This window comes from Cyanobium sp. LEGE 06143 (assembly GCF_015207535.1).
Taxonomy (GTDB): domain Bacteria; phylum Cyanobacteriota; class Cyanobacteriia; order PCC-6307; family Cyanobiaceae; genus NIES-981.
Map to the genome: position 1 here is coordinate 1 of NZ_JADEWP010000051.1, position 13,619 is coordinate 13,619.

Sequence of the window (13,619 nt, forward strand, 5' to 3'; positions counted from 1 at the left end):
CTCCCCCTGGAGCTCCGAGGGTTCGCTGGCCGATGCTCTGGCCCTGGCCAGCCGCCTGGGCCTGGACACCGACACGGTGCCAATCGCCGAGCTGATGGGCGGCTTCGATGCAGCTCTGGCACCAGCCCTGGGGCGGGAGCCGGCGGGGCTGACAGCCGAGAATCTGCAGTCGCGCATCCGCGGCACCCTGCTGATGGCGGTGGCCAACCAGGACGGCCAGCTGCTGCTCTCCACGGGCAACAAATCCGAACTCGCCGTGGGCTACTGCACCCTCTACGGCGACATGAACGGGGGCCTGGCCGTGATCGGCGATCTCTACAAGAGCACCGTCTTTGCCCTTTGCGCCTGGCTCGACAGCCCGGAATCGTCCGCCTGCCGGGCGGCCCTGGGCTTGCCGGCCGAGGGGGAGCTGGTCGGGGCGGCCATCCGCCAGAAGCCCCCCAGCGCTGAACTGCGCCCCGACCAGCGCGATAGCGACTCGCTCCCCGACTACGGCCAGCTCGACCCCCTGCTCCAGGCCCTGGTGGAGGAGCACCGCAGCCCCGAGGAGCTGGTGGCCCAGGGCAGCGACCCCGCCCTGGCCGCCCGTGTGCATGGGCTGCTGCAGCGGGCGGAGTTCAAGCGCCGCCAGGCGGCACCGGTGCTCAAAGTCAGCGGTCACGCCTTCGGCAGCGGCTGGCGGATGCCGATCGCCGCTGGCTGAGCCAGTCTGGGGACACGCCTACCGCGTCTGCATGGCTGCCCAGGCTTCGTCCCTTCCCCTCACCGCGCCGATGGCGAGCATCGGTGTGCCCACGGAAATCAAGCGCGACGAGCGGCGCGTGGCCCTCACCCCCGATGGGGTGCGGGAGCTGGTGGGCCAGGGCATGGAGGTACGGGTGCAGCAGGGCGCCGGCCTCGGCGCCGGCATGGAGGATGCCGACTTCAGTGCCGCCGGCGCCCGACTGGTGAGCTGCGAGGAGGCCTGGGCCGCCCACCTGGTGGTGAAGGTGAAGGAACCCCAGCCCGAGGAATTCGTCTACCTGCGAAGCGACCTGGTGCTGTTCACCTATCTGCACCTCGCCGCCTACCCGGCCGTGGGCCGGGCCCTGCTGGAGGCGGGCACCACCTCCGTGGCCTACGAGACGGTGCAGCTGGAAGACACCAGCCTGCCCCTGCTGGCGCCGATGAGCGAGATCGCCGGTCGGCTGGCGGCCCAGGTGGGTGCCCATCTGCTGGAGAAGCCCCACGGTGGCCGCGGCATCCTGATGGGCGGCTGCACCGGTGTGCGGCCGGCCCGGGTGGTGGTGCTGGGAGCCGGCACCGTGGGCTGGAACGCCGCTCGCATCGCCGCCGCCATGGACGCCGAAGTGTTCCTGCTTGACCGTTCGCCCCAGCGCCTGCGCCAGCTGGAGGCCGACCGCCGCGGCCGGCTGGTGAATCTGGTCAGCAGCCGCAGCCTGGTGGAGCGCCTGGTGCCCGGTGCCGACCTGGTGATCGGGGCCGTGCTCACCCCGGGGGGGCGGGCCCCCACCCTGGTGGACGAGGAGCTGGTGCAGCGGATGAAGCCGGGTTCGGTGATCGTGGATGTGGCCATCGACCAGGGGGGCTGCATCGCCACCAGCCGGGAGACCACCCACACCGAACCCGTGCATGCCGTGCACGGCGTGCAGCACTACGCCGTGGGCAACATGCCCGGGGCGGTGCCCTTCACCTCCACCGAGGCCCTGATGAGTGTCACCCTGCCCTACATCCTGGTGATGGCGGGCCGGGGGCTGGCGGAGGCCGTCACCGACCGGCCGGAGCTGCTCTCCGGGCTGAACACGGTGGATGGGGCGGTCTGCCATCCCGGCGTCGCCAGGGCCCTCGGCGTGTCGCCGCGGCACCCGATGGCCTGCTTGCGCTGAGAGCCGAGCCCACAGGCATGCTGAATCCGAGCCGGATCCGGATCCTCGCAGTGGGCAAGCTGCGCAGAAGCTGGGTGAGGGATGGACTGGCGCACTACGCCAAGCGCCTGCCGGGGCTCACGATCGTGGAGCTCAAGGACAGCGATCCCCTGCGCGAGGCGGAGGCGATCCGCGCCCAGCTGCGGCGCGATGAGCAGCTGATCGCCCTCAGCGAGGAGGGCCAGGTCCTGCCGTCGCGCCAACTGGCCGCTCAGCTGCTGCAGCGCGGCTCCCTCAGGCTGGCCTTCGCGATCGGTGGCGCCGATGGTCTGCATGCCCAGCTCAAGACCGAGGCCAGCTGGCAGCTCAGCCTCTCGGCCCTCACCTTCCCCCATGAGCTGGCCCGGCTGCTGCTGGTGGAGCAGCTCTACAGGGCCCAGACCATCCTCCAGGGCGGGCCCTACCACCGGGAGTGAGGCCCCAGAGGTTCACCCCTCCGTGTTGAGGGGCGGCAGGGGCCGACGCAGGGAGCTCGGGCAGATCCCCTCCCGCAGGGCCAGCACCAGGCCGGCGGCCTCGCTGTAGCTGCGCGCCGGCAGCACCTCCAGCCCCAGGGCCGCCCCATCCACCTGCAGCACGCAGGGGTTCTCCACGGCGATCAGGGGCACACCGCGTTCGGCGCAGGCCAGCACCGCCGCTCCCCCCAGGGCACCGGCCGGAGCCACCACCGCTCCGATCTGCTCGGGCAGCACCAGGCCCGGATCGGCCCAGGCCGGGCGGCCGTTGCAGAGCGGCACCAGGTCGGGGGCGCGGCTGAGGCCCACCAGCACACAGGGGAGGAAGGTGTGGCCGAGCTCTTCGGCGGCAGCCCTGGGGTCGAGGGCCGGGTTCAGGGGCAGGCCAGCCAAGGCGGGGGCATGGGCACAGGGCAGCCCCAGCTGATCGGTGAGCAGGTGGCTGATCACCGCCTCGGCACCCGCCAGGGCGTCGACGCCGGAGCCGCCCCGGTAGGCCACCAGGGCCTCAGCATCGGCATCGTCCGGGAAGCGCGCCACCACGGCGATGGCCGTGGCTCCGGCGGCCCGCAGCCGTTCCGCCCCCTGCAGCAGCAGATCAGGCCGGCCCAGGCCGCCCCAGCTGGCCCCACTGGGGCCCCGCTCCAGGCGAACCTGCAGCGGCCCAGCGGTGCCCAGCACCGGGCCGATCGTGAGCCCCAGGGTGGCCCGGCAGGCGTCCACCACCTGGAGATGGCGCTGCAGCAGGGGCTGTTCAATGCCGTCGTCGAACAGGACCCCGAGCCGCTGGCTCCGCACCGGTCGCAGGGCCAGGGTGCCGGCAGCGAAGCGATCCAGGGCCGCCCCCTCCACATAGTGGATGCGGGGGTCCCGCCAATAGAGCGCCGCCCCGTTCATCACATTGGGATGGGTGATGAGACAGCCGCTGGCCGCTGCCAGCAGTCGGGCGGCAGGCAGGGCATCGCCGGCATAGCCCCCGAGGGCGCAGCCGATGCCCGTGGGCACCACCAACAGGGTGGGCAGCGGTGGCGACAGCACCGCTTCAGAGGCGATCACGGCCGGCCGGACGGGCCGATCACCACAGCTTCAAGGGTGAGGCCATCGCCGCACACTCCAGTGATGGCCCAGCGCAGCGGCCGGCCGTGCAAGGCCAGGGCCGCCAGCAGCTGGGGGAGCAGGGCCCCCGGACAGCGCTGCAACCGCAGCTCGACAGATCTGAGCTCAAGCGAGCCGGGGGTGAGGAACTCGGCGCTGGATGGAGCGCTCACTTCTGGTACTGGCCGAACTGGAGGTCGTACAGGGCGTCCTCCATGCAGGCCTTGAGGGTCAGGTCGCTGGTGGGGAAGGACACGCACAGCAGCGCATAGCCCTTCTCCTGCAGCTCCGGCTTCACCCCCATGGCGTCGGGCTGGCGCACCTGGCCCGAGCCGATCAGAGCCGCACAGGTGGTGCAGACCCCGGAACAGCAGGAACTGGGCAGGGGAACTCCGGCCAGCTCGGCAGCCGCCAGCACGGTCTGGTCGGCTCGGCAGGGGAAGGTGTGGCTGGTGCCGTCGATCTCAGCTGTGATCGTGAAAGTCTGGGGCGCGTCAGTCACGGAGGCGTCCGTCGTCGGGCTGGTGCTGTCCATCCTCCCAGCCGATCGGTCCGGACCCGAGATCCTGCCAGTGGCTTGGATGGGGTGCGAGGTATTCCGGTGGGGTGGTTCCGGCGGGAGCACTGAGCACGAGGTCCAGGCTCAGGGAGCAGCGAAGGCTGTCGGGATCGCGGTTCGGCAGCACCGCATGATCGAGGCTGGCAGGGAACAGCAGCAGCAGGCCGGCGCGGGGAGCCACATCCACCCACGGCCGGGTCCAGGGTGAGGCCCGCAGGGGCCCGTCATGGCCCACGGCCATGCCCGGCACCAACTCATTGCCCGTGGTCGGCGCGAACAGGCGCAGGCTGCCCTGCTCGCCGCCGCCATCGCCGGTGAAGTAGTAGACCGCGCTGAGATGGGCATTGGGGTGGTGGTGGCGGCCCACCACCTGGCCGAACTCGCTGAGCACCGGCCAGCAGCGCTGCACCTGCAGGGCCACCCGCTCTGGCGCGAAACCAAGTTGCTCCAGAAACTCTGCGGCATGGCCACACAGCTGTCGCACCAGGGGAGCAAAGGTGGCGTGGCGATGCAGCTGCCACACCCCCTGCAGATCGCCGGTCCAGGCGCATCCGGGGTCAGGATTGCTGCAGGCGTCACCGCGCAGGTCCAGCAGATCCTGCAGCTGGATGGCCAGCTCAAGCGGATCAGGCCGTCGCTGCACCTCGGCGAGGGCCACCGGGAACAGCGGCCTGAGATGGAGCTCTGAGCCTGGACAATCCAAGGGGAGGATTCAGCAGCTGAGGCCTGGCGGGCCTCAGGCCATGGCGGCAGAACCGCCCACAACCTCCAGGATCTCCTGGGTGATGGCAGCCTGGCGGGCCTTGTTGTAGTCCAGCGTCAGCGTTTTGGCGAGAGCCTTGGCGTTGTCGCTGGCATTGTTCATGGCCGTCATCCGGCTGGCCAGTTCCGAGGCGGCCGCCTCCTGCAGGGAACGCAGCAACTGGTTCTGCATGTAGAGCGGCAGCAGGGCGTTCAGCAGCTGCTCCGGACTCTGGTCGAAGATGATGTCTGAAGGCAGAGCAGGGGCCACGTTGCTGGAGTTGCCGGCTTCCACCACCAGGCGACCTTCGCGGGTGGTGAGCCGGAAGATCTCATCCTCGGGGGTGGCGATGCCTTGGGGGTCCAGGGGCAGGAGTGTCTGGATGACAGGCCTGGAGCTCACCAGGTTGATGAACTTGGTGAAGATGATCTCCACGCGGTCGGTGGAGGCCGAGAGGAATTCCGCCAGGATCTCATTGGAGATGGCCCTGGCCTCCTCCGCACTGGGCACCTGCTCAAGACCTGTGAATGTGGCGCGGATGGTGTAGGTGCTGGCGCGATTCTGGAAGTAGCTGATGGCCTTGCGGCCGATCAGCACCAGGTCCACCTTGAAGCCCTGGCCCACAAGCTCAGCGTGGCGCTGCTCTGTGCGCTTGATGATGTTGGCGTTGTAGCCGCCGCAGAGACCACGATCACCCGTGACAGCGAGCAAGGTGATCTGATCGACCTGGCGGGACTCCAGCAGAGGAGCGTCCACATCTTCAAAGCCCATGCGCGACTGAAGGTTTTCCAGCACGCGAGCCAGGCGATCGGCAAAGGGGCGACTGCGCAGCACCTGATCCTGGGCGCGGCGCACCTTGGCCGCAGCCACAAGGCGCATCGCCTCAGTGATCTTGCGGGTGTTCTTGACGGAGCTGATCCGGTCCCGGATTTCTTTGAGGTTGGCCATCGGTTCGTTCTCTCCTGCTCAGATCGAGGCGAGCATGGTGGACTTCACTTCAGCGATGGCCTCCTTGAGCATGGCTTCAGCTTCCTCGCTGAGCACCTTCTCGGTCTGCACTTTCGAGATGTAGTCAGGCTTGTTGGATTTCAGATACTCCCGCAGCTCACGGCAGAACTGGGCCACCGCATCGGCGGGGACCTCATCGATCAGGCCCTTGACGCCCGCATAGACAACGGCCACCTGCTCGGCAAGAATCAGGGGACTGAACTGGGGTTGCTTCAGGATTTCGCGAAGACGCTTGCCGCGTCCCAGCTGGGCTTGGGTTGCAGCATCAAGATCCGAGGCGAACTGCGAGAAGGCCGCCAGTTCATCGAACTGGGCCAGCTCCAGCTTCAGGGTGCCGGCGATCTTCTTGATCGCCTTGGTCTGGGCGGCACCACCCACCCTGCTCACCGAGATGCCCACATTGATGGCAGGCCGCAGGCCGGAGTTGAACAGATCGGAGCTGAGGAACACCTGACCATCGGTGATCGAGATCACGTTGGTGGGGATGTAGGCCGACACGTCACCAGCCTGGGTTTCGATGATCGGCAGGGCCGTCATCGACCCCTTGCCCATGGCATCGGAGAGCTTGGCGGCACGCTCAAGCAGGCGGCTGTGGCAGTAGAAGACGTCGCCGGGATAGGCCTCCCGCCCGGGCGGACGACGCAGCAGCAAGGACATCTGGCGGTAGGCCTGGGCCTGCTTGGTGAGGTCGTCATAGATCACCAGGGTGGCCTTGCCCTTGTACATGAACGATTCAGCCAGGGCTGCGCCGGTGTAGGGGGCGAGGTACTGCAGGGCCGCCGATTCGGAGGCACTGGCCGCCACCACGATGGTGTAGTCGAGAGCGCCCTTTTCACGCAGCACCTCCACCACATTGGCCACCGAGGCGGCCTTCTGGCCCACCGCCACGTAGACGCAGACCACGTCTTCGCCACGCTGATTGATGATCGTGTCGATGGCGATGGCCGTCTTGCCGGTCTGCCGGTCGCCAATGATCAGCTCCCGCTGTCCCCGGCCGATCGGGATCATGGCGTCGATGGCGGTGATACCCGTCTGCATCGGCTCGTGCACCGACTTGCGCTGAATGATGCCGGGCGCCATCGATTCGATCAGGCGCGTGTCGGTGGTGGCGATGTCGCCCTTGCCATCGATCGGCTGACCCAGGGAGTTCACCACCCGGCCGAGCATGGCGTCGCCCACTGGCACGGAGGCGATCTTGCCGGTGGCCTTGACAGTGCTGCCCTCCTGGATGCCCCGGCCCTCACCCATCAGCACCACGCCGACGTTGTCGTCTTCGAGGTTGAGGGCGATCCCCTCGGTGCCGTCCTCGAATTCGACCAGTTCACCGGCCATGGCCTGCTGCAGGCCGTAGACACGGGCGATGCCGTCGCCGATCTGCAGCACGGTGCCGACGTTGCTGACGGCCACCGATTTGTCGTAGTCCTCAATCTGCTGCTTGAGGATGGCGCTGATCTCGTCAGGACGGATGGAAACCATGGGAGAAATCCCCGCAGGGGGAATGGAGGGAACTGGGGGGGAGTGAAGGAGCGGGAGGGGAGACTCCCGAAGCGCAGGTTCTGGGTCGTTAGCCGACCTTGGCCAGGGCCAGACCGAGGCGACGGACCTGGCCGGAGAGGCTGGCGTCAACCACCTGGGAGCCCACGCTGACGATGAAACCGCCGATCAGGGCGGGGTCGATCTGCAGATCAACCTCCACGGCCTCGGTGCCAGCCAGGCCTTGCACCTTGGCGGTGAGCTGCTGCTGCTGCTCCTCGCTCAGGGGCGTGGCTGAGGTGACGGTGGCCATGGCGATGTTGCGGAGCTCGCGGTAGAGCTCGAGAAAGCGCATCAGCACCGAATCAAGGGCAGCGATCCGCTGGCGATCAGCGAGAACCTTGAGCAGATTCTGGAGCGACGCGGCTGTCTGGTCCTGAAACAGGGCGTCAAGGGCAGCTTTCTTGGCCTCAGGCTCTAGTACCGGAGAGCCCATGGCCTCCCGCAGCTGGGGAGAGGACTTCCAGATGCCGAGCAGGTCACGGACCTGTTCGGCCACGTCGTCAGTTTCCTGGCGGGCCTCGGTGACCTGAAGCAGGGCCTCGGCGTAGGGGCTGGCAAGACTGTTGAGCAGAGGCATCAGACGTTCCCCAGATTCTGGATGGACTGATCGATCAGACGGGCCTGGGATGCAGCATCGAGCTTCCCAGAAAGGCTGGCGAGCACCTTGTCGATCGCCTGCCTGGCGGCTTCCCGGCGCAGGCCCTCGGTGACCCTTGCGGCCTCCGCATCGAGATCGGCCATGGCGCCCTGCTTGAGGCGGGCCATCTCATCGACGGTGCGGGCCTCGCTCTCAGCTCGGATGGCGGCGGCCCGGGCCTTGCCATCCACCCGGATCTGCTCGGCCTTCTGCTGGGCTGAGGCCAAGGCCGCCTGAGCCTCGGACAGACTGGCATTGGCCTGACTCAGGCGCTGCTCTGCATCGTCGAGATCGCTGAGGATGGCGGCCCTGCGGCGCTCCAGGATTCCGCCCAGAAAACTGGGAAGGAACTTCCAGAGGGCGGCGATCACGATCACCAGGTTGATGATGTTGGTCTCGAACAGATCGAGGTTCAGACCAAAGCTGCCGTGGCTGGCGAAAAGAGGGAACATGGGGATCATGGCGCTGGGGCCAGCAGACGGGAGACGATCAGATCGGCCAGGCCATCGGCCTCTCCGCTGAGGCGGACGAGGGCCTGATCCCGTTGGACATCGATCTGACGCCGGGCCTCTTCACGCTGAGCGTTGGCCTCTGCGGACGCTGCAGCCAGCACAGAACGGTAGAGCTGATCCATTTCCTGCTCGGCTTCTACGATCAGCTTCTGGGCCTGCTGACGGGCCTCCTTGAGCTGCTCGCGCAGGTCGCCCTCCAGACGCTCCACCTGGGCCAGCTTCTGCTTGGCGTCGGCGCGACTGGTGCTGATGAAGCCCTCGCGCTCCTCAACGGCCCGGCCGACGGGACGGAAGAACAGCGAGTTGAGGATGAAGGTGAGGAGAACCACCTGCACAGCCATCAGCGGCAGGGTGGCGTCGAGGTCGAAGAGACCTCCCTCGGGTGCGCCTGCTTCGGCGAGCAGAAGCCAGCTGGTCATGGGAATCGATGCGCTGGAAGGATCGGGATGGAAAGGGGGGCCGAGCTGCCAGATGGCAGGGGCGTGATGCCCCCACCAACCGTCCACTCAGAAGCCGATCAACCAGCGAAGGGGTTGGCGAACAGCAACACCAGGGCGACCACGAGGCCGTAGATGGTGAGTGCCTCCATGAAGGCCAGCGAGAGCAGCAGGGTGCCGCGGATCTTGCCCTCGGCTTCGGGCTGGCGGGCGATGCCTTCAACGGCGCCGCCGGCAGCGGTGCCCTGACCGATGCCAGGGCCGATGGCGCCCAGGCCGACGGCCAGACCAGCGGCCACAACGGAAGCTGCGGAAGTGATGGAATCCATGGGGGAAGAAAAGATGGATGCGCTGGAACAGCGCTGAGTGGACGGAGGGATGAAAGTCTCCTGCGCCTGGGACGTTGCCTGGGGTTGGCAACGGGCCCGGTGGCTACCGGACCTGCGCGCAGTGAGTTTGCCAGACCGGCGGACCGGGCCAGCGGTGGAGCCTCAGTGGTGCTCCTCGTGGACCGCCTCACCGATGTAGTAGGCGGCAAGGGTGGCGAAAATCAGAGCCTGGATCGCGCTGGTGAACAGGCCCAGGAACATGGCCGGAAGTGGCACCAGCAGGGGCACAAGGAAAGCCAGCACGGCCACCACCAATTCATCGGCCAGGATATTGCCGAAAAGTCGGAAGGAGAGCGAAAGTGGCTTGGTAAAATCCTCAACGATCTTGAACGGGAGCATGATCGGCGTGGGCTCCACGTAATACTCGAAGTAACGCAGTCCTTTCCGACTCAGGCCAGCGTAGAAGTAAGCAAGCGATACCAGCAGTGCCAGGGCAATGGTGGTGTTGATGTCGGCTGTCGGGGCGCCAAGCTCCCCACTGGGCAGGTGGATCAGCTTCCAGGGGACAAGCGCTCCACCCCAGTTGCTCACGAAGATGAACAGGAACAGCGTGCCGATAAAGGGCATCCAGTCTCGATAGGCCCGTTCACCGATCTGCTCCCGCGAGAGGTCGCGGATGTAATCCCACAGAAACTCGAGCAGGTTCTGGGTGCCGCGCGGGTCTCGCTCGAGCTTGCGGGTTCCGGCGATCACCAGAGCCAATAGGGCACCGATCACGACCCAGGAGCTCAGGAACACCTGGCCATGGATCTTGAAGTTGCCCAGCTGCCAGTAGAGGTGTTGACCCACCTCAAGCTCGGCGAAAGGAAGACTGGAGGGCAGCGCAAGCATCGGGGAGATCAGGGGAACGGGAAAGTCAGGCGTCGAGCACGGCCTGCAGGATCACTGCGGGCTTGTAGAGCAGGAACCCCAGGAAAGCAGGCAGCAGATCCAGCTGGGGCAGGCGGCAGGCTGCCAGCACGAGGAGAATGGGCACGAGCAGCTGGGCCTTGCCCATGCCGCGTCGCTCACCACCCAGCCGGCTGACGCTGCGCCCGAGCAGGCGCAGATAGAGCAGGGCCGCGGTAGCCCCCACCAGCACAGCGAACGCAGCGCTCCAGCTCAACAGCAGAGCGGTGACCAGAACGGCCACACCGCTGAGAACCAGGGTGAACTGCTGCAGCTTCCGTTGGAGCCGGTAGTACTCGGCCATGCCGTTGTCAGGCTCGGCAGCAGGGTCCACGTCCGCTGCCGGCTGGACGGGGTCGACCGATCCTGTCACCTGATCAGCCAAGGGCTGCCCAGGCAGGCAAGGTGGAGAAACCGACAACCGAGCCAACCCTAGAAGGCGCGCGGAATCTATCACGCAGCCCCAGAAGCCAGTGGCAGCAAGACCCGGGCGGCCAATAGCTCCCTGGCGGCGCACAGCCTGCGCTGGCTCGATGCGTCGATTGTGTCGTCAGTCGAGCTGGCTGTCGAGCTCTCAGCAGGCAGAGCACCGATCGCCGTGCCCGGGGGGGCGGCCTCCAGGGCCTGCATCAGGGCCAGAGCCTCGCTGCTGAGGCTCAGGGGCATCAGATCCGGATCGAGCAGCTCCGTGGAGGGCCAGCCCCAGAGGCAGCGGTTGCGGACGCCGCCGGCCGCAAGCAGTGCACCATCGTCATCCCAGCCTCGCCGCTGCAGGGGCCCCCGGGAGAGAAAGAACTCGAAGTGGCTGATCTCAGGGTCCAGATCCTCCACCAGAGCCCAGCGCTCCCAGTCCGGCAGGGCCTGGGCCCTCTCCAGCAGCTCGCCGCCCAGCAACCGGGCCGGATCCCAGATGCCCGGATTGGAAAAGCCCGCAAACGAAAGCTCCGCGTTCTGCACGAAGGCCATCAATCGCTCCAGGTTGTAGCTGGTCTCCTGGGGATGGAGGTACATGTCGGCGAAGTTGGCCTCGGCCGCGGTGTCGAGGGCCCAGCGCTGCTCGTGGTGCCGCCGCAGCCGGTTGGTCTCGGGCAGGTCGGCGAAGAGCTGGCGGCCCAGCCGCATCCCCTCGCTGCCGCTGCCCACCCCCAGACGGCCGAGGCTGCGCTGGATGCGGTGGACTTCCCAGCGTCCCCCATCGGCATAGAGGAAGAGGTGCAGGAGGCCACCCGGCCTGAGCAGGCCCGCCAGGGCCTTCAGCCCGGCCTCCGGCTGACGCAGGTGATGAAGCACACCCACCGAATTGATGTAGTCGAAGGGTCCCTCGCCGGCCAGGTCGAGCAGGCTGCTCTGCTCGATGCGCAGCTCCCCGACCTGCTGTGCAGCGCCGGAGCGGCGGGTGCGCTCCCGGGCCMCGTCCAGGGCATTGGAGATCACCAGCAAAAAGGTAATCAGCACAGCATTGGCGGCCAGGATCACATCGCCTTGGCGGGCGCCCTGGGCAGTGAAAAACGCCAGCACCAGCAGCAGTGCGATGGTCCTGACCATGATGTAGCGATTCACCTGCAGAATCGCCAGGTAATCGGACACCTGGCCGATCAGCGCCCGGGTCAGCCGCTGGCCTTCGGGCATTCGGCGCAGCACGATGGCAAAACCGATCAGGGCGGCACTGTACTCGGCGATGACCGTGGCCAGGGCCACGCCGCGACTGTTCCAGCCCAGAACCGTCACAAAGAACACATCGAGTACGATGTTGATGCCGTTAGCGATGATCAGCATCACCATGGGTCCCCGGGGGAACTGGGTGCCAATCAACCAGCCCACCAGAGTGTACTGACACAGCACCGCCGGCGCGCTCCAGATCCTGATTGCCGCGTATTCGGCGGCCAGCTCGGCCACCGCCGGGCTGGGGTTCATCAGGGTCAGCCCCAGGCTGATCAGGGGCTTATGAAATACGATGAGCATCAGGCCGATGCCGACCGCCAGCACGATGGAACGCAGCAGCAGCGCTACCTGGGCGAAGGGATCACGTTTGCCCCAGGCCTGGGCCGCCAGCCCAGTGGTTCCCATGCGCATAAAGCCGAATGTCCAATACAGAATACTGAACAGGTTGGCACCGACCGCCACAGCACCAAGGTATTCCGGACTATCCAGGTGGCCCAGCACGGCGGTGTCCACCAGGCCGAGCAGTGGCACGGTCAGGTTGGTCAGCATCAGCGGCCAGGCCAGTGCCCAGAGGCGATGGTCTGTACTGGTCATTATGGGCCTTTTATGAGTTATGGTTCTCAAAATTCCGTGTTTATCCGTTTTGGATTTAAGGATTTTTTAGCCTTTTCTTGATCTGTGTCTATACTCGATCCTGATGTATCCATAATCAGGCTTTCACTCTGAGGCCATCCGGTGTTGCGAGCGCCGGGGTGTGTCGCAGGGGGATGACGCAAAATCCGACAAGAATAACACTCTGTGGAGACACAGTATGCGCGTGCATGCCAAGCGGGCAGTAGCCCTAGCCGCTGGTCTGTTGTTGCCGGTCACTGTCATGGCTGACTGGACCATGAACATGTCACCCGGGGTGACCAGCACCAGTAACCAGATTTTCAGCCTTCATATGACCATTCTCTGGATCTGTGTCGCCATTGGCGTCGTGGTATTCGGGGTTATGTTCTGGTCAATCTTTGCCCACCGCAAGTCCCGGGGCGCCAAGCCCGCGAACTTCCATGAGAATACCGTGGTGGAAGTGCTCTGGACCATTATCCCTCTGGCCATTCTGGTGGCCATGGCGATTCCCGCCACCGCGACCCTGGTCGAGATGTACGACACCACCTAATCGGATGTCGACATCAAGATCACCGGTTACCAGTGGCGTTGGCAATACGAGTACATTGACGACGATTTCAGTTTTTTCTCCAACATGTCGACGCCGCGTGACCAGATCCGCAATCGTCAGGCCAAGGGTGAACATTACCTGCTGGAGGTCGATAACCCGCTGGTGATTCCGGTCGGCAAGAAAGTCCGTTTCCTGCTCACCGCCAACGATGTCATTCACTCCTGGTGGGTGCCGGCATTTGGTGTGAAGAAAGATGCCATTCCCGGGTTTATCAACGAGACCTGGACCCGGGTGGATGTGCCCGGAACCTACCGTGGCCAGTGTACCGAGCTGTGTGGCAAGGACCATGGCTTTATGCCGGTGGTCGTCAAAGCGGTGCCTGAGGAGGAATACAACGAATGGGTGGCGGAGCAGAGAGAAATGGCGGAAATGGAACGCCAGTTGACCGAGAAAGACTGGACGCTCGACGAGTTGATGGAGCGTGGTGAACGGGCTTATGCAACCGCCTGTGCCAGCTGCCACCAGGCTGATGGTACCGGTCTGCCTCCGGCGTTTCCGGCTCTGAAGGGCAGCCAGATGGCGCTGGAAGACATGGAGGGCCATATCGATATC

Annotated in this window: 17 protein-coding genes and 2 pseudogenes; 5 read left to right on the forward strand and 14 right to left on the reverse strand. The window is 66.0% G+C overall.

The genetic code is table 11. The annotated features are described in order from the left end of the window. The 3 genes from nadE to IQ216_RS05395 form a co-directional block, all read left to right on the forward strand. A partial coding sequence (nadE, locus tag IQ216_RS05385) for an NAD(+) synthase (RefSeq protein ID WP_193814656.1) occupies positions 1-703 on the forward strand: 703 nt, incomplete at its 5' end. 70 nt (positions 704-773) lie between these two features. Next, positions 774-1,886 (forward strand): alanine dehydrogenase, encoded by a 1,113-nt coding sequence (gene ald, locus IQ216_RS05390; protein WP_186698824.1) that lies wholly within the window; start codon positions 774-776, stop codon positions 1,884-1,886. Positions 1,887-1,906: 20 nt separating this feature from the next. Further along, entirely contained in the window at positions 1,907-2,341 is a 435-nt protein-coding gene (locus IQ216_RS05395) for a 23S rRNA (pseudouridine(1915)-N(3))-methyltransferase RlmH (RefSeq protein WP_193814662.1), read from the forward strand. A 12-nt stretch (positions 2,342-2,353) separates the two neighbouring features. Here IQ216_RS05395 and IQ216_RS05400 read toward each other — a convergent pair whose 3' ends face one another. The 14 genes and pseudogenes from IQ216_RS05400 to IQ216_RS14435 form a co-directional block, all read right to left on the reverse strand. Continuing rightward, a complete protein-coding gene (locus tag IQ216_RS05400; RefSeq protein ID WP_370566616.1) occupies positions 2,354-3,436 on the reverse strand; it encodes a DUF3326 domain-containing protein in 1,083 nt (360 codons plus the stop codon). Next, positions 3,433-3,648, reverse strand: coding sequence for a hypothetical protein (locus tag IQ216_RS05405; RefSeq protein WP_193814657.1), 216 nt, complete (start codon positions 3,646-3,648; stop codon positions 3,433-3,435). The genes IQ216_RS05400 and IQ216_RS05405 overlap by 4 nt, the downstream gene beginning before the upstream one ends. Further along, positions 3,645-4,010, reverse strand: a complete 366-nt coding sequence (locus IQ216_RS05410) for a 2Fe-2S iron-sulfur cluster binding domain-containing protein (RefSeq protein WP_186698819.1) — start codon at positions 4,008-4,010, stop codon at positions 3,645-3,647. Before IQ216_RS05410 ends, IQ216_RS05405 begins: the two co-directional genes overlap by 4 nt. Next, complete coding sequence (locus tag IQ216_RS05415; RefSeq protein WP_370566618.1) at positions 3,970-4,746, reverse strand: TIGR02466 family protein; 777 nt, start codon at positions 4,744-4,746, stop codon at positions 3,970-3,972. The genes IQ216_RS05410 and IQ216_RS05415 overlap by 41 nt, the downstream gene beginning before the upstream one ends. A gap of 24 nt (positions 4,747-4,770) precedes the next feature. Continuing rightward, positions 4,771-5,724 carry a F0F1 ATP synthase subunit gamma gene (locus IQ216_RS05420; protein WP_193814659.1) on the reverse strand — a complete coding sequence of 318 codons (954 nt, stop codon included), beginning with the start codon at positions 5,722-5,724 and terminating at the stop codon, positions 4,771-4,773. A gap of 18 nt (positions 5,725-5,742) precedes the next feature. Next, a complete protein-coding gene (gene atpA, locus IQ216_RS05425; RefSeq protein ID WP_193814660.1) occupies positions 5,743-7,260 on the reverse strand; it encodes a F0F1 ATP synthase subunit alpha in 1,518 nt (505 codons plus the stop codon). A gap of 88 nt (positions 7,261-7,348) precedes the next feature. Next, positions 7,349-7,897, reverse strand: a complete 549-nt coding sequence (atpH, locus tag IQ216_RS05430; RefSeq protein ID WP_186698811.1) for an ATP synthase F1 subunit delta — start codon at positions 7,895-7,897, stop codon at positions 7,349-7,351. Beyond that, complete coding sequence (locus IQ216_RS05435; RefSeq protein ID WP_193814661.1) at positions 7,897-8,418, reverse strand: F0F1 ATP synthase subunit B; 522 nt, start codon at positions 8,416-8,418, stop codon at positions 7,897-7,899. The genes atpH and IQ216_RS05435 overlap by 1 nt, the downstream gene beginning before the upstream one ends. Then, a complete protein-coding gene (locus tag IQ216_RS05440) occupies positions 8,415-8,888 on the reverse strand; it encodes a F0F1 ATP synthase subunit B' (protein WP_186698808.1) in 474 nt (157 codons plus the stop codon). Before IQ216_RS05440 ends, IQ216_RS05435 begins: the two co-directional genes overlap by 4 nt. Before the next feature lie 98 nt (positions 8,889-8,986). Continuing rightward, positions 8,987-9,235: an ATP synthase F0 subunit C gene (atpE, locus tag IQ216_RS05445; RefSeq protein ID WP_010315318.1), complete on the reverse strand. Its 249-nt coding sequence runs from the start codon at positions 9,233-9,235 to the stop codon at positions 8,987-8,989. A gap of 162 nt (positions 9,236-9,397) precedes the next feature. After that, on the reverse strand, positions 9,398-10,126 hold the full coding sequence (gene atpB, locus IQ216_RS05450; RefSeq protein WP_186698806.1) for a F0F1 ATP synthase subunit A: 729 nt from the start codon (positions 10,124-10,126) through the stop codon (positions 9,398-9,400). Between the two features lie 25 nt (positions 10,127-10,151). Beyond that, on the reverse strand, positions 10,152-10,556 hold the full coding sequence (locus IQ216_RS05455; RefSeq protein ID WP_370566617.1) for a hypothetical protein: 405 nt from the start codon (positions 10,554-10,556) through the stop codon (positions 10,152-10,154). A gap of 80 nt (positions 10,557-10,636) precedes the next feature. Beyond that, a pseudogene (locus tag IQ216_RS14430) lies at positions 10,637-11,617 on the reverse strand (class I SAM-dependent methyltransferase); the annotation flags it as partial. 6 nt (positions 11,618-11,623) lie between these two features. Next, positions 11,624-12,439, reverse strand: a pseudogene (locus IQ216_RS14435) (MATE family efflux transporter); the annotation flags it as partial. Positions 12,440-12,734: 295 nt separating this feature from the next. Between IQ216_RS14435 and IQ216_RS14145 the strand changes: the two are divergent. Further along, positions 12,735-13,007 (forward strand): cytochrome c oxidase subunit II transmembrane domain-containing protein, encoded by a 273-nt coding sequence (locus tag IQ216_RS14145; protein ID WP_255510581.1) that lies wholly within the window; start codon positions 12,735-12,737, stop codon positions 13,005-13,007. 18 nt (positions 13,008-13,025) lie between these two features. Further along, a partial coding sequence (locus IQ216_RS14675; RefSeq protein WP_370566619.1) for a c-type cytochrome occupies positions 13,026-13,619 on the forward strand: 594 nt, incomplete at its 3' end.